The sequence below is a fragment of the Nocardia sp. NPDC058058 genome, from assembly GCF_042885355.1.
Taxonomy (GTDB): domain Bacteria; phylum Actinomycetota; class Actinomycetes; order Mycobacteriales; family Mycobacteriaceae; genus Nocardia.
In genome coordinates this window covers 152,035-173,988 of record NZ_JBHVSA010000002.1, presented here as the reverse complement: position 1 = coordinate 173,988, position 21,954 = coordinate 152,035, and the positions used below count along the sequence as shown (strand labels likewise).

Below are 21,954 nucleotides of genomic sequence, written 5' to 3'. Positions count from 1 at the left end.
AGGAGACGAAATGACTCTGGCAACCGTGATTTCCGGCAAAGTCGTGGTCATCACCGGCGGCGCGCGCGGTATCGGTCTCGCGACCGCCCGCCGCCTGCGCGACCTGGGCGCGCAGGTCGCCATCGGGGATGTGGACGAAGCGAAGGTGAAGGAGTCGGGGGCCGAACTCGGGCTGGAGGTGTTCGGGAAACTGGACGTCACCGATCCGGACGGGTTCTCGGCCTTCCTCGATGAGGTGGAGCGGCGGCTGGGACCGGTCGACGTGCTGGTCAACAATGCCGGGATCATGCCCGCGGGGGCCTTCGATCAGGAGCCGGAGCGGGTCACCCGGCGCATTCTGGATATCAATGTGTACGGGGTCGCGCTCGGCAGCAAGCTCGCCGCACAGCGAATGTTGCCGCGCGGCAAGGGAACCGTCATCAATATCGCCTCGCTGGCGGGCGAGGCGACCACGCCCGGGCTGGCGACCTACTGCGCCAGCAAGGCGGCGGTGCTGGCGCTCACCGACACCCTGCGCCTGGAATATCACGAGTCCGGGGTGCATTTCTGTTCGGTGCTGCCGACCTTCACCAATACCGAACTCATCGCGGGCACGCAGGGTGCCAAGGGCCTGAAGAACGCCGAGCCCGGGGATATCGCCGAGGCGGTCGCCAAGCTCATCGCGCAGCCGCGGCGGCGAGTGGCGGTCACCCGGCTCGCCGGACTGCTGGTGGCCTCGCAGCACTACATGCCGCGCCGGGCCAGCGAGGCGCTGGGCCGGGCATTCGGCCTGGAGCACGTCTTCCTCGACGAGGTGGATCAGGACGCGCGCCGCGCCTATGAACAGCGTGCGCGCGGGCTCGACTGAATCGCGCTCGGCGGCACACGCACTCGCGTTCGGCGGCTCCGGCCAACCACCGGGCGCATCGGATCAATGATCACCGCGCTCACGGCGCGAACAATCGAATCAGCATGGCCGTGTCAGGAATGGAGCACCGTTGACCGAGCAGCCCAACAGTCTGTGCGCGGCATTTCAAGCCACCGCCGCACGGCATCCGGATCAGGTGGCGCTGCGCGGTCCGGGCGGGACACCGAGCTACACCTGGCACGAGTACGCCGAACAGGTGCGCAAGCTCGCGACCGGACTCACCGCGCTCGGGGTGCGGGCCGGGGACACGGTGGCGATCATGCTCACCAATGTGCCGGAATTCCATCTCGCCGATACGGCGGTGCTGCATACCGGTGCCACACCGTTCTCCATCTACAACACCTTTACCGCGGAACAGGTTTCGCATTTGTTCGGCAATGCGGGCAATCGGGTGGTGGTGACCGAGACGCAGTTCCTGGACAAGCTGCGGGCCGCGAATATCGACGGGCGGGTGGAGCATTTCATCTGTGTCGACGGGCCGGTCGAGGGCGGGTACACCCTCGGCGAGGTCGCTGAACTGCCCGCGCCCGACTTCGACTTCGACGCGGCTTGGCGTGCGGTGCGAGCGGATTCGCTGCTGACGCTGGTCTACACCTCCGGCACCACCGGGCCGCCCAAGGGCGTCGAGCTGACCCATGCCAATATGCTGGCCGAATTCTCCGCTGTCGATGGGGTTTTCGAGGTGCGGCCGCAGGATCGGGTGATCTCGTATCTGCCCGACGCGCATCTGGCGAATCGCGCCTTCGGGCATTACAACAACCTCATCGAGGGTGTTCAGGTCACCACCGTGGCCGATCCGAAACAGCTCGTCGCCACGCTGCCGGAGGTGCGGCCGACGCTGTTCCTGGCGGTGCCCGCCATTTGGTACAAGCTCAAGGCCGGTATCGAAAACATTGTGGCGCAGGAGAGTTCGGTCAAGCGGGCACTGGTCGGCTGGGCCATCGGCGTGGGAATCGAGGTGGCGCGGCGTAATTCGGATCGACGGCCGATTCCGCTCGCGCTGCGCTGGCAGCATGAGGCGGCGGAACGGCTGGTGCTGAGCACGCTGCGCGCGCGAATGGGTTTGGATCAGGTGCGCGCGGCCATCACCGGGGCCTCGCCCATCGCGCCCGATGCCATGGCTTTCATTCTGGGACTTGGCATTCCGGTGTACGAGGGCTGGGGGATGACCGAGACCTCGGCCGCCGCCACGCTGAACCGGCCCGGCGGCATTCGGATCGGCACGGTCGGGACGGCGCTGCCGGGTACCGAGGTCACCGTCGCCGAGGATGGGGAGCTGCTGGTGCGCGGACCGCTCATCATGCGCGGCTACCGGCATGATCCGGTGCAGACCGCCGAGGCCATCGACGCCGAGGGCTGGATGCACACCGGCGATATCGGGACCATCGACGCGGACGGATACATCCGCATCGTCGATCGCAAGAAGGAACTCATCATCAACGCGGCGGGCAAGAATATGTCGCCGTCGAATATCGAAGGGGCGGTGAAGGTCAGCTGCCCGCTGGTGGGCGCGGCCATCGCCATCGGTGACAATCGCAAGTTCGTGACGGCGCTGTTCACCCTCGATCCGGATGCCTGCGCCGCCTATGCCGCACAGCACGGGCTGCCCGATGCCGCGCCCGCGGTGCTCGCCGCCGATCCGGGCGTGCTGGCGGTCATCGAGGCGGGGGTGGCGGCCGCCAATGAGCGGCTCGCGCGCGTCGAGCAGATCAAGAAGTTCACGGTGCTGCCGGTGACCTGGGAGCCGGGCGGCGATGAGCTGACCCCGAAGATGTCGCTCAAGCGCAAGCCGATCGCGGCGAAGTACGCGGCCGAGATCGAGGCGCTGTACGAGTGATTCCGGCCGTACGGTGTGCCAAAAGATAACTGACGGTCGGTTCGTGCGACGATCGCGGCATGACATCGCTGTCGGATCTGCTCCCCGAAGACGCGATCGAACTCGATGTGCCCGCCGAGGACTGGCGATCGGCCATTGCCGCCGCCGGTAGTTTGCTGACCGCCACCGGTGTGGCCACGGCCGACTACACCGATGAGATGATCCGCAATGTCGAGGACAACGGGCCGTACATCGTCATCGCGCCCGGGTTCGCCTTCGCGCACGCCCGGCCCTCACCGGCGGTGCAGCGCACCGGTATGTCGTGGGTGCGGTTGCGTGAACCCGTCGCCTTCGGGAGTCCGAACGATCCGGTGGATCTGGTGGTCGCGCTGGCGGCCACCGACTCCGGGGTGCACACCGATGCCATGGCCGCGCTGGCCCGGCTGCTGCTGGAAGCCGGTGCGGATGAACGCCTGCGCGCGGTGGCGACACCCCGGGAGTTGCGCGCGTTGATCGCGGGGGAGGACGCGGCGGAGGGGACCATGCCGTCCGTCGTCCCGGCCGAGGTGAAGGAAGATCCCCTCCGTCATTCCGGCGCGTCTTTGGCCGGAATCCACCCTGACGCAGTGGATCCCGGCCAAGAACATGCCGGGATGACGAGGGGAAGCGGCTCCACCGGCCCGGTCAAGATCCTCACCGTGTGCGGGAACGGCGTCGGCACCAGCCTGTTCCTCAAGAGCACGCTCGAAAAAGTGCTGAGCCGCTGGAAATGGTCGCCCTACGTGAATGTCGAAGCGACCGACACCATTTCGGCCAAGGGCAAGGCCGGTGAGGCCGTCGCCATCCTCACCTCGGGGGAGATCGCGAAAACGCTGGGGGATGTCGGTATTCCGGTGGAGGTCGTGGAGAACTTCACCAGCACAGCCGAAGTCGACCGCAGGCTTCGCGAACTCTTCGACGTGTAGGAAGGCGAGCCCGCAGTGAACGTCGTACTGGCCATTGCCAAGTTCATCGTCAACGAGATCCTCAGTCAGCCCGCGTATCTCATCGGCATCATCACCGCGGTCGGGTTGATCGCGCTGCGAAAATCGACCGGGCAGGTGGTCGGCGGGGCGATCAAGGCGACGCTGGGATTCCTGCTCATCGGGGCGGGCGCGGGACTGGTGGTGCTGTCGCTGAAACCGCTCGGCATCATGATCCAGGGGGCGCTGGGCGCGCACGGGGTCATCCCCACCAATGAGGCGATCGTGGCCATCGCGCAGGCCCAATACGGTGCGCAGGTCACCTGGTTGATGATTCTCGGGTTCGCCATCAGCCTGGCGCTGGCGCGGTTCACACCGCTGCACTACGTCTTCCTCACCGGACATCACATGCTGTTCATGGCGACCATGCTGACCATGGTGCTGGCGGTGGCGGGGTTCTCCACACCGGTGGTGGTGTGCGTCGGCGGCATTCTGCTCGGGGTTGTCATGGTGTCGTTTCCCGCACTGTCACAGGCGTATACGCGGCGGGTCACCGGCGGTGACGATGTGGCGATCGGGCATTTCGGCACCGCCGGGTATATCGCGGCGGGTGCGACGGGGCAGCTGGTCGGCAAGCGCAGTCGCAGCACCGAGGAGATGAATCTGCCGGAAGGGCTGCGCTTCCTGCGGGATTCGATGGTGGCGACCGCGCTGTCCATGGTGATTCTGTATCTGACGCTGGCGATCATCTACCTCGTGCGGGTGGGGCAGGACACCGCGTTCCAGGCGTTCGAGACCGGTGCCACCGATGTGGGCAACTACCTCATGAAAGCGGTGAGCCAGGGGCTGCAATTCGGAATCGCCGTCGCCGTCATCCTTTTCGGTGTGCGCACCATTCTGGGGGAGCTGGTTCCGGCCTTCCAGGGCATCGCGGCGCGTGTGGTGCCGGGTGCGATTCCCGCGCTGGACGCGCCGATCGTGTTCCCGTACGCGCAGAACGCGGTGCTGCTCGGCTTCATCAGCAGTTTCGTGGGTGGTCTGGTCATGCTGGGGGTGCTGACCTGGATCCTCAATCCCGCCTTCGGGCTGGCACTGGTGCTGCCGGGGCTGGTGCCGCACTTCTTCACCGGCGGTGCGGCCGGTGTCTACGGCAATGCCACCGGTGGTCGGCGCGGTGCGGTGCTGGGCGCGTTCGTGAACGGGCTACTCATCACGATTCTGCCCGCGCTACTGCTGAAAGTGCTGGGGCCCTTCGGCGATGAGAACACCACGTTCGGCGACGCCGACTTCGGCTGGTTCGGCACGGCCATCGGCACCGCCGCCAAAATGGGCGGCTGGGGGGCGATCGCGATTTCGCTGTGCATCGGCGTGGTGATTCTGCTGGCCGCCATGCTGGTGCAGGTGAAAGTCGTTGCCACGGGCTGGGATCCGGGCGCGCGACGCGACTCGATCCTCGGAATCATCCCGCCCGCAGCGCATTACGAGGTGCCGCCCGAGGTGGGCACGCGGCGGTACGCGAAGATACCGCCGCCGCACGGCGCACCCGTACCGCCGCCGCCGGAATAGTCAGACCGCGCGCAGGCGGGTGCGGCTGGCGTAGACGTGCTCGGCGATGAGGGTCGCGATGCGATCCGGGGCCTCCAGCATCGGCACGTGGCCGACATCGTGCATGACGATGCGATCCGCGGACTCCGGGAGTTCGCGCAGGAAGCGTTTGGCGTACGCGCGATACGGGATGATCCGGTCGTTCTCGCACATGAGCAGGCGCACCGGGGTTTTCAGCGTGGACAGATCCTCCAGATCCGGTGCGCGCAGCGCGCCCGCGATCATCGGCAGCATCGCCCGGCAGTTCAGCGCCGAGGTGATGGCCGCCTCGATGGCGCGGCGCGGGGCCGCGGCGGTGTTCTTGCTCAACACCATCGCCACCGCCTGCCGCACCGGGGCGCTGAACGCGATCGCGTCGGGCAGATGTTTGCCGATCTCCACCACCGGCACCAGCGACAGGAACTTCATACCCACCCGGACCTGCAGCGCGGACGGGGTTTGCCAGCCGCCCGCCGGGGCGATAGCGGTGAGGGTGCGGGCCCGGCCGCGGCGCGCCAATTCGAAACCCACCCAGCCGCCGAGCGAATTGCCCGCGATATGGCAGGTGCGCCAGCCCAATTCATCGAGCTGGTTCTCCACTCGGTCGGCAAGGGCGCTGACATCGAGGTACCAGCCCTCGAAATCCGGTCCGCCCCAATGTCCGGTGAAGGCCGGAGCGAACACCTCGCAATGACTGGCCATCCGGGTCGCCACCTGCTCCCAGCAGTGCGGCGACATCATGAATCCGTGCAGCAGGAGCAGCGGGTCCCCCGAGCCCGTATGGATGGCGCGCACGGGAGCGAGCGGGGCGGTGGGCTTGGCGGTGCCTGACGTCATCGTCATCACCCCTTCCTGGACCTCGATGTCCACGGAGAAGGTTCGGTATCGGCATTGTACGTTTGAGGGGTGCCCAAAATCCTCAGCTCGGTAAACGTCAATGGAGTGCGCGCCGCTGCCCCCAAGGGACTGCTCGCCTGGCTAGCGGTCACCGAGGCCGACATCATCTGCCTCCAGGAAACCCGAGCCACCGACGAGCAAACCCGTAGCGTGCTGGCTCCCGCCCTGGATGCGGGCTGGTTCCTGTCGCACGCCGAACCCGGCGTGAAGGGCCGCGCGGGCGTAGCCATCCTGTCCCGCCGCGCCCCCGACGCGATCCGCATCGGCGTCGGCGGGTTCGAAGGCGAAACCTGGACCCCCGTAACGGAATTCGCCGCCCTCGGCCGCTACATCGAAGCCGACTTCGACGAGTTGACGGTGGCCTCGGTCTACGTCCACACCGGCGAAGCCGACACTCCCATGCAGGACGAGAAGTACCGCTTCCTCGACGCCATCGGAACCCGCATGACCACCATCGACCGCGACTTCGTCATCAGCGGCGACTGGAACATCGGCCACACCGAACTCGACATCAAGAACTGGAAAGGCAACATCAAGAACTCCGGCTTCCTCCCCGACGAACGCGCCTGGGTGTCCGCCATGCTCGCCGCCGGCTACCGAGACGTAGTCCGCGACCTCAACCCCGGCACCCCCGGCCCCTACAGTTGGCACTCCTACCGCGGCCGCGCCTTCGACAACGACGCAGGCTGGCGCATCGACTACCAACTGGCCCGAGGCGACATCGCCACCCGCGCAAAGCAAGCGGTAGTCGAAAAAGCAGCCACCTACGCCGAACGCTGGTCCGACCACGCCCCCGTCACCGTCCAATACCGCTGACCGCTCTCCCGGGACCACGCCTGGCTGATCCTCGGCGAGGCGCTGGTCATGGCGTGACCGATGTCGCTCGCAGCGGACAGGATCGGCATCGGCCGGTCGGTGTGCCGGTGACGTAGATTCCTCAGTTATGACTGGTGGCCGCGTGATCAGTGGGGTGCAGTTCCGGTGAATATCTCGTCCAAGACGCGTGCGTGGCTGGTGCTCGGTGGGGCGTTGGTGATGGTGTTGGTTGCCGTCCTGGTGTCACGTGGGGGCGAGCATTCAACCAATAGCGGCGGTAAGGCCTCGGTTACTTCGACTGTGGCCGGAAAGACCACTACCGCACCGAAACCCGGGCCGCGCACTACCGTGCCCGGGGCGGCGGAGGTCACGGTTACGAAGGCGCCGGGGGTTCCGGATCGGGCCTATCAGACCCTGGTGGAGATTGATGCGGGGCGGTGGCCGGGGTCGGCTAATGCGCCGGGGACGCATGGTGGGGATACCTGGATGAATCGGGGTGGGGATTTGCCTGCGAAGGATTCCGGGGGGAAGAAGATCAATTATCAGGAGTGGGATGTGAATCCCAAGAAGGCGGGGCAGGGGCGGGATGCGGAGCGGATCGTCACCGGGAGTGATGGGTCTGCTTATTACACCGGGGATCACTACAACACTTTCACGAGGATGCGCTGATGACCGAGGCGATGTCGCTTTCGCAGTTCCTCTCCGCCGCACCGGTTTCCGGGGCGAGTGGCACGGCCGCGCGCTCGACCGGTGACGGATCGCGGTCCGGCGCATCTCCGGTGTTGGGGGTGTTGCCGGTGAGTGCGGCCGAGTTCTCCGGTGTGCGAAGCCAATTGCCGGACAGCTATATCGCGCGGGAGCTGCGGGCTCGCAAGATGCGCACGGTCGCCGAGGTTTTCGATGAGTTCGCGGCCGCTTTCCAGTTCCCGTACTACTTCGGGCAGAACAAGGACGCGTTCGATGAATGCCTGCGCGACCTGGACGAATTCGTCGGTCCGGCACAGGGATACGTGGTGGTGGTCCGGAACGCGGCGCTGCTGCTGACCGATCAGCCCGCCGAACGGGAGTGGTTCGCCGAGGCCATGACCGATGCCGCCGCCACCTGGTCGGCCAAGGGTGTTGCGCTGCGGGTGGTTCTCCAGGACGCGGTTCCCGGCGGTATCGACGCGGTGCCGCTGACCTGGTCGGAGACCTCGGCTCGCGACTGAGCGTCCGGGCTAGTCGGCGCGCAGCCGGGTGGCCAGATCCTCACCGAGCAGGACGAACACATCGGTGGTGTGCTCGATGAGTTCGGCGCGGGTGAGCGGCAGATCGCCGTGCAACCATGAGGTGAGCGTCTGGATCAGCCCGCCGACCAGATACGTTGCGCGGAAGGTGATCACGGGGTCGGGGTCGGCCTCGGTGAGACCGTAGAAGTCGATACCCTCCGCCGCCACGAGATTGGCGAACACCTTCGTGGTGTGGATTGTGCGGGTGCGGAGTTCGGGTGTCGCCGAGCTGACTATCAACGCCACGTGCGCTTTTCGCGGATCCTCGGTCAACAGCTCGATGCCCGCGGTGATGGCCGCATGGGCTTTGGCGCGCGGCGCGGCGGGTGCCGTCTGGACCGCGGTGATCAGCGCGGTCGCCAACTCTTCGGCGATGCTGTCGAACAGTGCCGACAGCACCGCGTCGCGGCTGTCGAAATTCTCGTAGTAGTAGCGCTCGTTCAGGCCCGCGCCCGCGCACAGCGCGGAGACGGTGAGTTTGTCCAAACCCTGGGTGCCGAGGATGTCGAGCGCGGCATCGAGCAGGGCGGTGCGGCGCTGGGTGCGGCGTTCCGCCGCCGAGATGCCGCCGTAGGTCCGTTGCCCGGTCACGGGTTGATTCTGGCATGGCCGCGATTCTGGTAGTAGGTCTTGCCAGAATTGTGATTCTGGGGGACTCTATTTCCAGATGGCGTGGCCTGCGCCACAGTGCACCAGGAGGCAACGATGCCTACGCAGACCGGGTACTTCTCCGACGACTCGATGATCAGACGGGTCATGCGCAAGCGCGCGGTGGGACTCACCTACGGACAGCGCGCACTGGTCATCGGGGCCGTGCACCCGCTGCTCTACGTGGGCACCGCGGAGAACACCCAGCATCGGACCACGCCGTATACCCGACTCGCCTTGACCGGCAAGCTCTTCGAAGCCGTCTCACTCGGCACCCGCGAGGAAGCCGATCGGGCGCGCGCCTTCACCCGCAAACGGCACAGCACCGTCAGCGGCGCACTGCCCGAGGACGCGGGGCACAGCAATCCGGCGGGCACCCGCTACTCCGCGCACGATCCCCAACTCATGTTCATGACCATGGCCTTCACCTTCGACTCCGCCGAGGTCATGCACGATCTGCTCGTCCGCAAACTCACCTCGACCGAGCGCGAGGGCCTCTACCGGGACTATTGCCGCTGGGGCGAACTCTTCGGCATGCCGCGCGAGGCCGCGCCCGCGACCTACGCCGAGTTCCGCCGCGTCTACGACGGCTACCTCGCCTCGGACGAGGTCTTCCTCACCGACGAAGCCAAACTGGTCGGCTCGTACCTGATGGGCCAGCGCGTCGCCTACCCCATGCCGATGCCGGTGCAGCAGGCCCTCGGCGGCTTCAACCTCCTGGTCCAGGGCAGCCTCCCGCCGCGCATCCGCGATATGTACGAGCTGAACTGGGGCATGCGCGAGGAAGTCGCCTGCCGCACCCTCGCCCAGGCGGTTCGCACCGCGCACTACGCACCCCCGCTTGCCCCCAAACTGCTGCGCGCCCAGCTCACCGGCCCCAGCTACCCGCTCTACCGCCTCGCGACACGCCGAGAACAGCGCCTGGTCGCCTCGGGGCGTCCCAGCATGCCGGGCGTGGATCCGCTATCCCTGGCGGCCCGAGCGGGTTAGCGCATCGCCGGCCGGGCCCGCGGATGCCGACCGGCTCGGCCGAGAACGAGCTCGGCCGAGAACGCCCGAGGGGCCGCGAACGCGCCCGGACCGCCCTGTTGGCACCGCGCGGAATTTGGCTCGACCGGCGTGCGAAGATCTGAATATGTCGAGTCCTGCACCTTCCGCCGAACGCAAGCAGCGGGTCCTGTCCGGGATCCAGCCGACCAGTGATTCCTTCCATCTGGGGAATTACCTTGGCGCGCTGCAGTATTGGGTGCCGCTGCAGGACGAGTTCGACGCCTTCTACTTCATTCCCGACCTGCACGCCATCACCGTGAACCCGCCGGACCCCAAGGTGCTGCGCCATCGCACCAAGGTCGCGGCCGCCCAGCTGCTCGCGCTCGGCGTCGACCCCAAGCGGGCGACCCTGTTCGTGCAGAGCCAGGTGCCCGAGCACGCGGAACTGACCTGGGTGCTGAGCTGCATCACCGGTTTCGGTGAAGCCAGCCGCATGACCCAGTTCAAGGACAAGTCGGTCAAACAGGGTTCGGAGAACGCGACCGTCGGCCTGTTCACCTATCCGATCCTGATGGCCGCCGACATCCTGCTGTACCGCCCGCACCTGGTGCCGGTCGGCGAGGATCAGCGCCAGCATATGGAGCTGACCCGAAATCTGGCGCAGCGCTTCAACACTCGCTACAAGAAGACCTTCGTGGTACCCGAGGGTCATATCGTCACCGGCACCGCGAAGATCTACGACCTGCAGGATCCCACCTCCAAGATGAGCAAATCGGCCCAGACCGATGCGGGCCTGCTCAATCTGCTGGACGATCCCAAGGTCTCGGCCAAGAAGATCCGCTCCGCGGTCACCGATACCGAGCGCGAGATCCGCTACGACCCGGAGACCAAGCCGGGCGTCAGCAATCTGCTGGTCATCCTGAGCTCGCTCACCGGCACCCCGATCGTCACCCTGGAACAGGACTATCAGGGCAAGGGCTACGGCGATCTCAAGTCCGACACCGCCGACGCCCTGGTCGAATTCGTCACCCCACTGCGCGCGAAGGTCGACGAGTACATGTCCGATCAGACCGAACTCGACCGCATCCTCATCGAAGGTTCGGTGCGCGCTCGCGAGGTCGCCAGCCAGACCCTCGCGCAGGTGTACGAGCGGGTCGGCTTCCTGCCGCGCTGAAACACGCTGTGGCGAAGGTCGCGATTCGGCCGACGCGCACCGAAATTGCGGTGCGCGCCCGCCACGGGATGGAAGAGTGTCGGTCTGACCAGGGCGAACATGTTTACCTCCGCGTCGATGAGGTAGTTCGCCAGTAGAACTCACGCGCGGATGTCCGACCGGACGGCCATGGCCTGCCGGTCCGGCATGGTGCGCCGGGCGTTGCGGAGGTGGCGGTGTTCGGCAAGGTGCAGGCGTGGATCGAGCGAGAGATCCAGAAGCGACACTGGCTGGATCATCTGGTGCGCGCCGGCGGCCGCTATCAGCGCCAGCGTGGCGACTACTACGCCGCGGGCATCACGTATTTCACCGTGCTGTCGCTGTTTCCGCTGCTCATGGTGGGATTCGCGGTCGCGGGTTTCGTACTGTCCCGAAATCCGCACCTGCTCACCGAGATTCAGGACAAGATCGTCGAGAACATTCCGGGCGCGGCTGGCGACCAGATCAATGCTCTGATCTCCCAGGCGGTTCGCTCCCGCGCCGGGGTCGGCGTGATCGGCCTGGCGACCGGTGCGTACGCCGGGCTCGGCTGGATCGCGAACCTGCGCGCCGCGCTCACCGAGCAGTGGGATCAGCCCAGCAAGGAACGCAATTGGGCGGTCACCAAGCTCTCGGATCTGCTGGCGCTGGTCGGCCTGTTCCTGGCCATCGGCGTCTCGCTGGGCCTGTCGATACTGGCGTCGAGCGGGTTGATCAGCAAGCTGCTGGACCGCTGGCATATCAGCGAATCGATCTGGATCACACTGCTGTTGACGCTGCTGTCCCTGGTGCTCGCCGTCCTGGCGAACTGGGCCGTATTCGTCTGGATCATCGCGCGCATGCCCCGGCACCCGGTCACCTTCCGCAGCGCCGCCCGCGCGGCCCTCATCGCGGCGATCGTGTTCGAGGCGTTCAAGCAGCTGGCCTCGATCATTCTGCGCTCGGTGGTGAACGGCCCCGCCGGTGTGGCCTTCGGACCGATCATCGGCCTGATGGTGTTCAGCTATTTCACCGCGCGCATCATCCTGTTCGCCACCGCCTGGGCCGCCACCGCGACGGAAAACGAAGTCCCGGCGGACATTCCGCCGCCCGCCCCGGCCGTCATCGAACCCCGGATCGCGGGTCCGGGACTCACGGCCGGAACGGGCGCGGCGCTGTTCGGTGCGGGAGCGCTTGCCGGAGCGGCGATTTCAGCCCTGCGCAGGCGGTGAGGTCAACGCCGGGGACGGTTCATCCGACGTGCGCCGGCCAGTAAAACCAGCACCAGGATGACGCCACCGGCAATGAGCGTATTGCGCAGTCCGGTGTGCGAGGAACCCGAATCATCGGCGGGCTCGGTGGACGCGATCACCGGTGGGGTCGCCACCACCACGGTCGAATCCGTGGATTTCGCAGAGGCATTCGGCAACTGCCCGACATTCGCGCCGGACGGCAGCGCGAACGCGTAGTCCAGCAGTTTCGCCGCCTGCTCCCACGGCCGGAACGGCAGCACATCCGCCTTCAACAGCGTCACCGCGAGCCGATGGCCATTGCGCTGCGCACCCGCGACGAACGTCTGGCGGGCGTCATCGGTGTATCCGGTCTTACCGCCGAGCGCACCGTCGTATTCGAAGAGCAGGTGATTGTCGTTGCCGATCGGATAACCCGGATGATCCTTGTCATCGGTGTTCTTTGGATCGGCCGGATAGCCCGGGAAATCCACCTGTTCGGTGTGAATCAACTCGGCGAACAGCGGCAGCGTCATGGCATCGCGGAACAGCAGCGACAGGTCGTACGCCGAGGTGCTCATGCCGGGGCCGTCCAAACCGGACGGCGTTGCCGCGCGAGTGTCCTTGGCCTGCAATCGATCCGCCATGCTGTTCATCTTCGCCACGGTCGCCTCGTCCCCACCCAGTTGAGCCGAGATGGCATGCGCCGCATCATTACCCGACGCCATGATGAGCGCCTGGAACAGCTGCCGATTGGTGTATCGCCCACCCGGGCCGATGCCAACCCGGGTGCCGTCGGCATTGGCGTCCTCCTGGGTGCCGACGACCACCTTGTTCAGATCCAGCACGCGCAGCGCCACATCCGCCAGCAGCACCTTGATGGTGGAGGCGGGCCGGTAGCGCCCGTGCGGATCCTTGGCCACCAGCACCTTGCCGGTATCGAGGTCCGACACCACGAACGCCGTCGCGGAAATACCCTCCGGCAGGCCGGGCGCGCCGGAGGGCAGCACCACGCCGCAGCTGCCGAGCCGGTCGCCGCCGATGGGCGGATTCGGTATCGGCAGCGGTTTGGGCGCGCTCTCCCCGGGCGCGGGCACCTCGGAGGTGTCGATGGGCGGCGGGGGAGTGGTCTTGTTCGGGCAATTGTCGGTATTGGGCGTGGTGAACGGGGTCGGCGAGGTGGTCGGCGGCTGGGCCGCCGCACCGGGTAGGGGTGCGTAGGCCACGCCCGTGATCGCGGTCAGTCCGGCCGCCAATGCGGCTGCGGCAATGAGGGATACGCGTCGCCGGTGCGATCCGGCGGAACTGGGGTCTCGGCGCGAATGCCTGCGGATGATCATCGCCCCCGAGCTTAGAGGCGCGCATGACACGACAAGTTTTGACAGACACTAGCAAATGAGAGACTCTGTCATTATCTAGTTGGCACCAACTGATTGGAACTGTCATGAAAGAGCCAGGAGTGCGCCGCTGGCTGGCCCTGGGCGCCCTAGCGGTCGCCATGCTGACCATCGGCCTCGACGTCACGGTGCTGACCGTGGCCCTGCCCACCCTGTCCGTCGACCTGCACGCCGATACCGGCGCGCTGCAGTGGTTCAGCAGCGCGTACACCCTCGCGCTCGCCGCCGTCATGCTGCCCGCCGGAGCGCTCGGCGACCGCTACGGCCGCAAGAAGCTGCTGCTCGCGGCGCTGCTGCTGTTCGGCGCGGCCTCGATCGCCTGCGCCTTCGCGGCTTCCTCCGGACAACTCATCGCGGCCCGCGTGGTACTCGGTGTGGCCGCGGCCGCCATGATGCCGCTGTCCATGGCGGTGCTGCCCGGGCTGTTCCCCGATCCGACGGAACGGCAACGCGCAGTGACCATCTGGATCACCTCCACCGCCATCGGGCTCCCGCTCGGCCCCATCCTCGGCGGCTGGCTGCTGCAGCACTTCTGGTGGGGATCGGTCTTCCTGATCAATGTGCCGCTGGTCATTGTCGGCGCCACCGCCGTGGCCCTGCTGGTTCCGGAATCCAAGAGCGGCAGCGTCTTCCGCATCGATCTCCCCGGCATCGCACTGTCCGTGGCCGGAATGCTCGGGCTCACCTACGGTTTCATCCGACTCGGGCAGGAAGGGTGGAGCAATGGCCCGGGCTGGGCGGCGGTGGCCGCCGGAACCCTGCTGCTCGGCGCGTTCGTGCTGTGGCAGCGGCGCACCGAACATCCGCTGATCGATCTCGGACTCTTCGCCGCACCCGGATTCCGCTGGGGCACCGTCTATATGGTCATCGTCAACTTCGCCATGTTCGGCCTGTTCTTCACCATGCCGCAGTACTTCCAGTCCGTGCTCGGCACCGACAGCCTCGGCAGCGGCGTGCGACTGCTCCCGCTCATCGGCGGCCTGCTGGTCGGCAGCCGGACCGTGGACAAACTGCTGCCCAGGATCGGGCTGCGGATGGTGCTCTCGCTCGGATTCGCCTTCCTCACAGTGGGACTCGGCGTCGCCGCCCTCATCACCGTCGACAGCGGATACGGGCTCGCGGCGGGCGCGCTGGCGCTGGTCGGCCTCGGTATGGGCTTCATCATGCCCGCCTCCATGGGCCTGGCCATGGGCGATCTCAGCGCCGAACGCGCGGGGTCCGGCTCCGCGCTGTTGCAGGCGCTGCGCCAGGCCGCGGGCACCATCGGCGTCGCCATCCTCGGCACGGTGCTCGCCACGCAGTACCGATCCAGCCTGGGCGAATTGAATCGCGATCCCATCTCCGACGGCGTCAACGCCGGTGTGGGCGTGGCCCGCAAACTGGGCGATCCGGCCGTGCTCACCCACGTGCAGACCGCGTTCGTCGACGGTATGAGCGTCATGCTGTGGGTGTGCGCCGGGATCACCCTGGCGGCCACCGCACTCGCCCTGCTGCTCACCCGGTCCCAGCCGGTCGCACCGGAGCCCGAGAACGATGCGGCACAATCGGTTCATGCCGGCTGAGTCCACCAACGCACTGATCTCCGAGGAACCCGCGAGTCGGCCCCGGCCGACCCTGCGGGAACGGAAGAAGGAACGCACTCGGCGCACCATCCGCTCCGAGGCGTTCCGGCTTTTCCGGGAACAGGGTTACACCGAGACCACCATCGAGCAGATCGCCGAAGCCGCCGACGTCTCGCCGAGCACCTTCTTCCGGTACTTCCCGTCCAAAGAGCAATTGGTGCTGGCCGACGATCTGGACCCGGTGATGATCCAGGCCATCGACCGGCAGCCCATGGACAAGCCGATTCTGGCCGCCATCCGCGACGCCACCATCGAAGCCTTCGCCGAAATCGATCCGGAGACCTTCGAATTCGAGAAACAGCGGGTATCGCTGGTCTATTCGGTGCCGGAGTTGCGCGGTGCGGTGACCAGGGAGTTCGAGCGCAATATCACCCTCATGTCCGGGATCGTCGCACGGCGACTGGGGCGTGACGACACCGATTTCGAGGTGCGGGCCCTGGTGGGCGCGCTCACCGGAGCCATGTTCGCGCTGATCGGGGAGGAACCGTTCAGTCAGGAGCAGATCGTGCGGGTGATCAGCTTCCTGGAATCGGGGATGCGCATCTAGACCGGTTGCCCGGTCAGCTCCGCCACCGACTCGTCGTTCACGGTCGCGAAGAAACCGCCCACCACATCCTCGATCTCGGTGATCGAGCGCGCGCAGTACAGGATCGGCTGATAGTGCGTGATGTCGTAGACGGCGGTGCCCATCTCCCGAATGTTCAACGGGCGCAACAGGGCTCCGCGGAATTCCTCGATCTCACCGAAGGAGGACAGCAAACCGGCTCCGTAACAGCGCACTTCGTTGTCCTCCCGGACCACGCCGAATTCCAGCGAGAACCAGAACACATCGGCCAGGAACTTCAACGCGCGCTCGGTCTCGAGCCGCTGCACCGCCGCGCCCACCGTTTCGTACAGGGCCGCGAAGCGCGGACTCGCCAATTGATTGGCATGGCCCAGGATTTCGTGCACGGCGTCCGGTTCCGGGGTGTACAGCGGCGCGGAATGATGCCGAATGTACTGGGTGGAGTGGAAGATCCGATCCGCGAAGGAACCGAAGAATTCCCGAAGCGGCACCAGCCCGGCGGCGGGTGCGTAACGGAATCCGGTGCGCGGGAACAGCTTCGCGGACACCTCGTCCAGCTGCGGAATGTGATCGGTGGGCAGATTCAGCCGATCGGCCGCCTCCACCACCTCGGTGCAGGCGTACTTCGCGCGCTTGAACGCCAGTTCGGCGGAGACGATCCGCCACACCTGCTGCTCTTCCTCGGTGTAATCGACCTGCGGCACCGGCTCGCCCGCACGGTGCTTCAACGCCATCGCCGCGATCGCATTGCGGCGCGCGCGGTACTCGAGATCGTGCACGCCGGGATGCTCATCGCTCAGATGCACCAGCACATTGCCGTCATCGCCCTGGGTGACCGGCGAGTACAGCTGACCCTCGGTGAACATGACCTGATGCAATCACCACCGTGTGATTCAGACAACAAATGCCCGCTCAGCTGAGCAAATTGCCAAGCTGAACGGGCCTCGTAGGTGAGTCGACGGCTGCCTTACCGCCGGCCGGTGTGCAGCGCGCCCAATGGCCCGGATTGCACCCGCCTCCCGTGCCGCACGGACGGTGCGCCTGGAACGGCGAAGGCCGCCCGCATTGCAGTGCGGGCGGCCTTCGATCGGGTTATCGCTCAGCGGGGCGCGTTGGCCGGATCGACCAGGGTCGGGGTGCGGCCCTCGCGGTTGGCCCGGCGGGCATCCTCGATGAACTCGCGGCTGAACAGCGCCGACAGCACGGCGATACCGCCGCGGTGCACGCGGAACTCACCGCTGCGGACCGCACCGGTCAGCCGGATGACGCGGCCGGAAGCGGTTGCGGGACGGGTGAAGTCCTTGACCCGGCCGCGACCGGTCCACTCCAGTTCGGACTGGTCGATGACCGCGTCGTCCGGCACCAGCAGCTTGACCATGGCGTGGTCCAGATCGGCGTGCACCACGATCTCGTCCTCGCCCTCGATGAGCGGCGAGCGCAGATCGATGACCACGCTGCCGTAGCGGGCCTTGACCTCGAAATGCTTCTCGGCGGTCCAATCGCCGAGGCGCTTGGTGGTGCCGTGATCGGTGTGGATGCGGGTGGTGGTGTTCATTTCGCTGCCTTTCGGTGCGGTGGAGCGGGTCGGGTTCGCCTGCTCCTCAATAGTTGCACGGAGACTAGTTTCTTGGCAACTAGTTTCTGGAAATCTAGTTGTCCGGAACCCAGTAGGATGCGGATATGACAGCATCGCCGCAGTTCAAACGCTCGCCCCTGGCGCTGGCGCTGCTCGGCATCCTGCATATGGAGCCGATGCACCCCTACGCCATCCAGCGCCGCATCAAGGAGTGGGGCAAGGACAAGGTCGTGAACGTGGGGCAGCGGGCGGGGCTGTACAAGACCATCGCGCGATTGCAGGAGGCCGGACTGGTGACGGTGCGCGAGACCGGGCGCGATCAGCAGTACCCGGAGCGCACCGTGTACGAGATCACCGATGCGGGCCGCGAGGCGTTCATGACGTGGCTGACCGAGATGGTCGCGTTGCCGCGCAACGAATTCCCGGAATTCCCCGCGGCACTGTCGTTCCTGATGCTCATGGGACCGGAGCGGGCCCGCGCCGAACTGTCGAACCGGGCCGCCGCCGTGCGCACTCGCATCGCTGAAATCGATTCCGACGCTGCACAATCCGCGCAGTTCGGGCTACCCCGGATCGTCACCCTGGAAGACGAATATCAACGCGCCGTCGCCGCGGCCGAATTGCGTTGGCTGGAGGGCGTTATCGCGGATCTGGCGGCGGGCACGCTCACCTGGTCGTGGGAATCGCTGGCGGCGTTCCAGACGTAACAGCCGGGGCCACATCGTTTTTAAGAATTTACCCCGATGGTCGTTAAGGTCCGCCGGACATGATCTTTCCAACGAACTCCCAAGGGGGAGTGGGAACGGAAGGTACTCCATCATGTCGATCTCGGTGCGTCGCGCAGGTCTGTTCATCGTCGGTGCGGCTGCGGTCGCGATGCTCTCGCCCATCGGCGCGGGTTCCGCCATGGCCGAAGGCATTCCGCTGGATCAGCCCACCCAGGTCAGCCAGACCGATGACACCACCTCGGTCGCCCCCACCGCCACCGCCGACGAAATCCGCCTGCTGCACTGCCGCCCCACCGGCTCGGGCTACGCCCGCTGCCACTGAGCATTCCGGGGGACAAACGAAGAACGCCCGCATCGAATGATGCGGGCGTTCTTCATGTTTCGGCTTATTACCGGGCGAACAGCAGGGCGCGCTTGACTTCCTGGATCGCCTTGGTGACCTCGATGCCACGGGGGCACGCGTCAGTGCAGTTGAAGGTGGTGCGGCAGCGCCACACACCCTCGACATCGTTCAGGATGTCCAGGCGCTCACGAGCGCCCTCGTCACGGCTGTCGAAGATGAAGCGGTGCGCGTTCACGATCGCGGCCGGGCCGAAGTAGCTGCCGTCACTCCAGTACACGGGGCACGAGGTGGTGCAGCAGGCGCACAGGATGCACTTGGTGGTGTCATCGAAGCGCGCCCGGTCGTGCTGGGACTGGATGCGCTCGTAGGTGGGCTCGTTACCCGTGGTGATCAGGTACGGCTTCACCGCCTTGAACGCGTCGAAGAACGGCTCCATGTCCACCACGAGATCCTTCTCCACGGGCAGGCCGCGGATGGGTTCGACGGTGACGGTGATGTCCTTGCCGTTCTTGGGCAGCATGTCCTTCATGAGGATCTTGCACGCCAGGCGGTTGACGCCGTTGATGCGCATGGCATCGGAGCCACACACGCCGTGCGCACAGGAGCGCCGGAAGGTGAGCGTGCCGTCCAGGTAGGACTTGATGTAGATCAGCACGTTCAGGAACCGGTCGGTGGGGAGCACCGGCACCTTGAACTCGTCCCAGCGCTGGCCCTGGCCGTCCTCCGGGTTGAACCGCGCGATCTTGACATTGATCAGCACGGAGCCTTCCGGCACCGGAGCGGCCTTCTGCGGCGTTTCAGCGACAGCAGTCATCAGTACTTACGCTCCATCGGCTCGTAACGGGTCTGCACCACCGGCTTGTAGTCCAGCCGGATGTCCGAGATCAGCTCCGGGCCGGTCTTGTAGGCCATGGTGTGGCGCATGTAGTTGGTGTCGTCGCGGTCCGGGTAGTCGTCGCGGGCGTGGCCGCCGCGCGATTCCTTGCGGTTGAGCGCGCCGACGACCGTGACCTCGGCGAGCTCCAGCAGGAAGCCGAGCTCGACGGCTTCGAGCAGATCGCTGTTGTAGCGCTTGCCCTTGTCCTGCACGGTGATCCGGGTGTACCGCTCCTTGAGCGCGTGCACATCGGTCAGCGCCTGCTTGAGGGTGTCCTCGGTGCGGAACACGGCGGCGTTCATATCCATCGTGTACTGCAGTTCGGTGCGGATGTCGGCCACGCGCTCATTGCCGTGGTCGGACAGGATCAGCGCCAGCCAGTCCTGCACCATCTGCGCCGGGCTCTCCGGGAGCTCGACGAATTCGGTGCGGGCGGCGTATTCGGCGGCGGCGATGCCCGCGCGGCGGCCGAACACGTTGATGTCCAGCAGCGAGTTGGTGCCCAGGCGGTTCGAGCCGTGCACGGACACGCACGCGCACTCACCGGCCGCGTACAGGCCGGGGACCACATCGGTGTTGTTGCGCAGTACCTCTCCGCGAATGCGGGTCGGGATGCCGCCCATGACGTAGTGGCAGGTCGGCATGACCGGAACCAGTTCGGTCACCGGGTCGACGCCCAGGTAGGTGCGCGCGAATTCGGTGATGTCGGGGAGCTTCTCCTCGAGCACGTCCTCGCCGAGGTGGGTCACGTCGATGTAGACGTAATCCTTGTTCGGTCCGGCGCCGCGGCCCTCGAGCACCTCGAGCACCATCGAGCGCGCGACGATGTCACGCGGTGCGAGGTCCTTGATGGTGGGGGCGTAGCGCTCCATGAACCGTTCACCCGAGGCGTTGCGCAGAATGCCGCCCTCGCCGCGGACCGCCTCGGAGATGAGGATGCCCAGACCCGCGAGGCCTGTCGGATGGAACTGGTGGAACTCCATGTCCTCCAGCGGAAGTCCCTTGCGGAACACGATCGCCATACCGTCACCGGTGAGGGTGTGGGCATTGGAGGTGGTCTTGTACATGCGGCCCGAACCACCGGTGGCGAAGATGATCGACTTCGCGTGGAAGACGTGGATCTCGCCGGTGGCCAGCTCGTAGGCGACCACGCCGGTCGCGGCGGTGCCGGACATGATCAGGTCGAGCACGTAGAACTCGTTGTAGAACTCCACGTTGTGCTTGACGCAGTTCTGGTACAGCGTCTGCAGGATCATGTGACCGGTGCGGTCGGCGGCGTAGCACGCGCGGCGAACCGGGGCCTTGCCGTGGTCACGGGTGTGACCGCCGAAGCGACGCTGGTCGATCTTGCCCTCGGGCGTGCGGTTGAACGGCAGGCCCATCTTCTCCAGGTCGAGCACGGCGTCGATGGCTTCCTTGGCCATGATCTCCGCGGCGTCCTGGTCGACCAGGTAGTCACCACCCTTGACGGTGTCGAAGGTGTGCCACTCCCAGTTGTCCTCTTCCACGTTCGCGAGCGCGGCGCACATGCCGCCCTGCGCCGCGCCGGTGTGGCTGCGGGTCGGGTAGAGCTTGGTCAGGACAGCGGTCCGGACGCGGGGCCCGGACTCGATCGCCGCGCGCATGCCAGCGCCACCGGCACCGACGATCACGACGTCGTAGCGGTGCTCCTGAATCGGTCGAGATTCACTCATCGGAGGCTGCCTGTTCCTAACTGATGTTGGGGTCGAAGGTGAAGATCACGTACGTGCCGGTCACCACGACGAGAATCATGGAGATGACCAGGGCGGTCTTCAGCCAGAAGCGGGTGGAATCCTTGCGCGCGTAATCGTCGATGACGGTGCGCAGGCCGTTGCCGCCGTGCAGCTGCGCCAGCCACAGCATGGTCAGATCCCAGATCTGCCAGAACGGCGAGGCCCAGCGGCCGGCGACGAAGGCGAAGTTGAGCCGGTGCACGCCGCCGTCCAGCATCAGCATGATCGTCATATGGCCGATGACCAGGACGATGAGCAGCAGGCCGGAGAAGCGCATGAACAGCCACGCGTACTTCTCGAAGTTATTGCCGCCGGCGCGCCGGGGAGCGCGCGGGGCGTCCAGGCTGGCGGGGCGGTCGTAGGACTTACCGAGAACAGGTGCGGTCATGGTCAGTGGCTCAATTCGTCAGCAGGTAGAAGAGCTGGCGGCCGATCCCGGCGCCCGCGACGACAATCCAGATCGCGAGCACGATCCAGAGCATCTGGCGCTGGTAGCGGGGGCCCTTCGACCAGAAGTCGACAAGGATGACCCGGACGCCGTTGAACGCGTGGAAGAGCACGCAGACAACGAGGCCCATCTCCATGAGGGCGACGACGGGGTTCTTGTAGGTCTCGATCGCCTGGTCGTAGGTGTCCGGGCTGACGCGCACCAGGGCGGTGTCGAGCACGTGGACGAACAGGAAGAAGAAGATGGTTACGCCGGTGATGCGGTGCAGAGCCCAGGACCACATGCCGGGGTCGCCTCGGTACAGGGTCCGCTTCGGCTTGGCCGGAGCTTCTAGCGTGGTCATAGAGTGCGGTGCC

At 66.3% G+C, this 21,954-nt stretch carries 23 protein-coding genes; 14 read left to right on the top strand and 9 right to left on the bottom strand.

Annotation, left to right across the window (positions count from 1 at the left end; genetic code table 11):
- Window positions 1-10: 10 nt before the first annotated feature.
- The 4 genes from ACFVUS_RS15960 to ACFVUS_RS15945 all read left to right on the top strand — a co-directional run bounded on the left by ACFVUS_RS15960 (window position 11) and on the right by ACFVUS_RS15945 (window position 5,251).
- The gene (locus tag ACFVUS_RS15960; RefSeq protein WP_387766067.1) at window positions 11-847 is read left to right on the top strand and encodes an SDR family oxidoreductase; all 837 of its coding nucleotides are present in this window, start codon (window positions 11-13) and stop codon (window positions 845-847) included.
- A 130-nt stretch (window positions 848-977) separates the two neighbouring features.
- On the top strand, window positions 978-2,744 hold the full coding sequence (locus ACFVUS_RS15955) for an AMP-dependent synthetase/ligase (protein WP_387766064.1): 1,767 nt from the start codon (window positions 978-980) through the stop codon (window positions 2,742-2,744).
- A 59-nt stretch (window positions 2,745-2,803) separates the two neighbouring features.
- A complete protein-coding gene (locus ACFVUS_RS15950; protein ID WP_387766061.1) occupies window positions 2,804-3,688 on the top strand; it encodes a PTS sugar transporter subunit IIA in 885 nt (294 codons plus the stop codon).
- Between the two features lie 15 nt (window positions 3,689-3,703).
- Window positions 3,704-5,251: a PTS ascorbate transporter subunit IIC gene (locus ACFVUS_RS15945; RefSeq protein ID WP_387766058.1), complete on the top strand. Its 1,548-nt coding sequence runs from the start codon at window positions 3,704-3,706 to the stop codon at window positions 5,249-5,251.
- Here ACFVUS_RS15945 and ACFVUS_RS15940 read toward each other — a convergent pair whose 3' ends face one another.
- On the bottom strand, window positions 5,252-6,112 hold the full coding sequence (locus ACFVUS_RS15940) for an alpha/beta fold hydrolase (RefSeq protein WP_387766055.1): 861 nt from the start codon (window positions 6,110-6,112) through the stop codon (window positions 5,252-5,254).
- Window positions 6,113-6,175: 63 nt separating this feature from the next.
- Between ACFVUS_RS15940 and ACFVUS_RS15935 the strand changes: the two genes are divergently transcribed.
- The 3 genes from ACFVUS_RS15935 to ACFVUS_RS15925 all read left to right on the top strand — a co-directional run bounded on the left by ACFVUS_RS15935 (window position 6,176) and on the right by ACFVUS_RS15925 (window position 8,190).
- A complete protein-coding gene (locus tag ACFVUS_RS15935) occupies window positions 6,176-6,982 on the top strand; it encodes an exodeoxyribonuclease III (RefSeq protein ID WP_387766052.1) in 807 nt (268 codons plus the stop codon).
- 165 nt (window positions 6,983-7,147) lie between these two features.
- Entirely contained in the window at window positions 7,148-7,651 is a 504-nt protein-coding gene (locus ACFVUS_RS15930) for a ribonuclease domain-containing protein (protein ID WP_387766049.1), read from the top strand.
- A complete protein-coding gene (locus tag ACFVUS_RS15925; protein WP_387766046.1) occupies window positions 7,651-8,190 on the top strand; it encodes a barstar family protein in 540 nt (179 codons plus the stop codon). The genes ACFVUS_RS15930 and ACFVUS_RS15925 overlap by 1 nt, the downstream gene beginning before the upstream one ends.
- Window positions 8,191-8,199: 9 nt before the next feature.
- Here ACFVUS_RS15925 and ACFVUS_RS15920 read toward each other — a convergent pair whose 3' ends face one another.
- Window positions 8,200-8,841, bottom strand: a complete 642-nt coding sequence (locus ACFVUS_RS15920; RefSeq protein WP_387766043.1) for a TetR/AcrR family transcriptional regulator — start codon at window positions 8,839-8,841, stop codon at window positions 8,200-8,202.
- Between the two features lie 114 nt (window positions 8,842-8,955).
- Here ACFVUS_RS15920 and ACFVUS_RS15915 point away from each other — a divergent pair, with 114 nt between their 5' ends.
- From ACFVUS_RS15915 to yhjD, 3 genes are all read left to right on the top strand, one after another.
- On the top strand, window positions 8,956-9,888 hold the full coding sequence (locus ACFVUS_RS15915) for an oxygenase MpaB family protein (RefSeq protein ID WP_387766041.1): 933 nt from the start codon (window positions 8,956-8,958) through the stop codon (window positions 9,886-9,888).
- Window positions 9,889-10,033: 145 nt separating this feature from the next.
- On the top strand, window positions 10,034-11,062 hold the full coding sequence (gene trpS, locus ACFVUS_RS15910) for a tryptophan--tRNA ligase (RefSeq protein ID WP_387766038.1): 1,029 nt from the start codon (window positions 10,034-10,036) through the stop codon (window positions 11,060-11,062).
- A gap of 209 nt (window positions 11,063-11,271) precedes the next feature.
- Window positions 11,272-12,291, top strand: coding sequence for an inner membrane protein YhjD (yhjD, locus tag ACFVUS_RS15905; protein WP_387766035.1), 1,020 nt, complete (start codon window positions 11,272-11,274; stop codon window positions 12,289-12,291).
- Window positions 12,292-12,293: 2 nt separating this feature from the next.
- Here yhjD and ACFVUS_RS15900 read toward each other — a convergent pair whose 3' ends face one another.
- The gene (locus tag ACFVUS_RS15900) at window positions 12,294-13,628 is read right to left on the bottom strand and encodes a D-alanyl-D-alanine carboxypeptidase family protein (RefSeq protein ID WP_387766032.1); all 1,335 of its coding nucleotides are present in this window, start codon (window positions 13,626-13,628) and stop codon (window positions 12,294-12,296) included.
- Window positions 13,629-13,732: 104 nt separating this feature from the next.
- Here ACFVUS_RS15900 and ACFVUS_RS15895 point away from each other — a divergent pair, with 104 nt between their 5' ends.
- Together ACFVUS_RS15895 and ACFVUS_RS15890 are read left to right on the top strand one after the other, a co-directional pair.
- On the top strand, window positions 13,733-15,247 hold the full coding sequence (locus ACFVUS_RS15895; protein ID WP_387766029.1) for an MFS transporter: 1,515 nt from the start codon (window positions 13,733-13,735) through the stop codon (window positions 15,245-15,247).
- On the top strand, window positions 15,237-15,854 hold the full coding sequence (locus ACFVUS_RS15890) for a TetR family transcriptional regulator (RefSeq protein WP_387766026.1): 618 nt from the start codon (window positions 15,237-15,239) through the stop codon (window positions 15,852-15,854). Before ACFVUS_RS15895 ends, ACFVUS_RS15890 begins: the two co-directional genes overlap by 11 nt.
- On the opposite strand, the gene ACFVUS_RS15885 is transcribed toward ACFVUS_RS15890, so the two are convergent.
- Together ACFVUS_RS15885 and ACFVUS_RS15880 are read right to left on the bottom strand one after the other, a co-directional pair.
- Window positions 15,851-16,738 carry a phenylalanine 4-monooxygenase gene (locus ACFVUS_RS15885; RefSeq protein WP_387766023.1) on the bottom strand — a complete coding sequence of 296 codons (888 nt, stop codon included), beginning with the start codon at window positions 16,736-16,738 and terminating at the stop codon, window positions 15,851-15,853. The two genes, ACFVUS_RS15890 and ACFVUS_RS15885, sit on opposite strands and share 4 nt — an antisense overlap.
- Before the next feature lie 233 nt (window positions 16,739-16,971).
- A complete protein-coding gene (locus tag ACFVUS_RS15880; protein ID WP_387766020.1) occupies window positions 16,972-17,427 on the bottom strand; it encodes a hypothetical protein in 456 nt (151 codons plus the stop codon).
- Window positions 17,428-17,552: 125 nt separating this feature from the next.
- On the opposite strand from ACFVUS_RS15880, the gene ACFVUS_RS15875 reads away from it, so the two are divergent.
- Both ACFVUS_RS15875 and ACFVUS_RS15870 read left to right on the top strand, forming a co-directional pair.
- Window positions 17,553-18,155 (top strand): PadR family transcriptional regulator, encoded by a 603-nt coding sequence (locus tag ACFVUS_RS15875; protein ID WP_387766017.1) that lies wholly within the window; start codon window positions 17,553-17,555, stop codon window positions 18,153-18,155.
- 112 nt (window positions 18,156-18,267) lie between these two features.
- Window positions 18,268-18,498 carry a hypothetical protein gene (locus ACFVUS_RS15870; RefSeq protein ID WP_387766014.1) on the top strand — a complete coding sequence of 77 codons (231 nt, stop codon included), beginning with the start codon at window positions 18,268-18,270 and terminating at the stop codon, window positions 18,496-18,498.
- Between the two features lie 67 nt (window positions 18,499-18,565).
- Here the strand turns inward: ACFVUS_RS15870 and ACFVUS_RS15865 are convergent, their stop codons facing one another.
- Genes ACFVUS_RS15865 through sdhC form a run of 4 tightly spaced genes read right to left on the bottom strand, consistent with a single transcriptional unit; the run spans window position 18,566 to window position 21,941 of the window.
- Window positions 18,566-19,333: a succinate dehydrogenase iron-sulfur subunit gene (locus ACFVUS_RS15865; RefSeq protein WP_387766011.1), complete on the bottom strand. Its 768-nt coding sequence runs from the start codon at window positions 19,331-19,333 to the stop codon at window positions 18,566-18,568.
- Window positions 19,333-21,090 (bottom strand): succinate dehydrogenase flavoprotein subunit, encoded by a 1,758-nt coding sequence (gene sdhA, locus ACFVUS_RS15860; RefSeq protein WP_387766008.1) that lies wholly within the window; start codon window positions 21,088-21,090, stop codon window positions 19,333-19,335. The genes ACFVUS_RS15865 and sdhA overlap by 1 nt, the downstream gene beginning before the upstream one ends.
- Before the next feature lie 16 nt (window positions 21,091-21,106).
- On the bottom strand, window positions 21,107-21,538 hold the full coding sequence (locus ACFVUS_RS15855) for a succinate dehydrogenase hydrophobic membrane anchor subunit (protein WP_387766005.1): 432 nt from the start codon (window positions 21,536-21,538) through the stop codon (window positions 21,107-21,109).
- A gap of 10 nt (window positions 21,539-21,548) precedes the next feature.
- Entirely contained in the window at window positions 21,549-21,941 is a 393-nt protein-coding gene (gene sdhC, locus ACFVUS_RS15850; RefSeq protein WP_375963459.1) for a succinate dehydrogenase, cytochrome b556 subunit, read from the bottom strand.
- Window positions 21,942-21,954 lie beyond the last annotated feature (13 nt).

Coding starts and splice junctions, on each gene's coding strand:
- ACFVUS_RS15885 (WP_387766023.1), bottom strand. CDS start 16,738: ATGTTCACCGAGGGTCAGCTGTACTCGCCGGTCACCCAGGGCGATGAC.
- ACFVUS_RS15950 (WP_387766061.1), top strand. CDS start 2,804: ATGACATCGCTGTCGGATCTGCTCCCCGAAGACGCGATCGAACTCGAT.
- ACFVUS_RS15870 (WP_387766014.1), top strand. CDS start 18,268: ATGTCGATCTCGGTGCGTCGCGCAGGTCTGTTCATCGTCGGTGCGGCT.
- ACFVUS_RS15960 (WP_387766067.1), top strand. CDS start 11: ATGACTCTGGCAACCGTGATTTCCGGCAAAGTCGTGGTCATCACCGGC.
- sdhC (WP_375963459.1), bottom strand. CDS start 21,941: ATGACCACGCTAGAAGCTCCGGCCAAGCCGAAGCGGACCCTGTACCGA.
- trpS (WP_387766038.1), top strand. CDS start 10,034: ATGTCGAGTCCTGCACCTTCCGCCGAACGCAAGCAGCGGGTCCTGTCC.
- ACFVUS_RS15940 (WP_387766055.1), bottom strand. CDS start 6,112: ATGACGATGACGTCAGGCACCGCCAAGCCCACCGCCCCGCTCGCTCCC.
- ACFVUS_RS15865 (WP_387766011.1), bottom strand. CDS start 19,333: ATGACTGCTGTCGCTGAAACGCCGCAGAAGGCCGCTCCGGTGCCGGAA.
- ACFVUS_RS15900 (WP_387766032.1), bottom strand. CDS start 13,628: ATGATCATCCGCAGGCATTCGCGCCGAGACCCCAGTTCCGCCGGATCG.
- ACFVUS_RS15915 (WP_387766041.1), top strand. CDS start 8,956: ATGCCTACGCAGACCGGGTACTTCTCCGACGACTCGATGATCAGACGG.
- ACFVUS_RS15925 (WP_387766046.1), top strand. CDS start 7,651: ATGACCGAGGCGATGTCGCTTTCGCAGTTCCTCTCCGCCGCACCGGTT.
- ACFVUS_RS15880 (WP_387766020.1), bottom strand. CDS start 17,427: ATGAACACCACCACCCGCATCCACACCGATCACGGCACCACCAAGCGC.
- ACFVUS_RS15895 (WP_387766029.1), top strand. CDS start 13,733: ATGAAAGAGCCAGGAGTGCGCCGCTGGCTGGCCCTGGGCGCCCTAGCG.
- sdhA (WP_387766008.1), bottom strand. CDS start 21,090: ATGAGTGAATCTCGACCGATTCAGGAGCACCGCTACGACGTCGTGATC.
- ACFVUS_RS15875 (WP_387766017.1), top strand. CDS start 17,553: ATGACAGCATCGCCGCAGTTCAAACGCTCGCCCCTGGCGCTGGCGCTG.
- ACFVUS_RS15890 (WP_387766026.1), top strand. CDS start 15,237: ATGCCGGCTGAGTCCACCAACGCACTGATCTCCGAGGAACCCGCGAGT.
- ACFVUS_RS15855 (WP_387766005.1), bottom strand. CDS start 21,538: ATGACCGCACCTGTTCTCGGTAAGTCCTACGACCGCCCCGCCAGCCTG.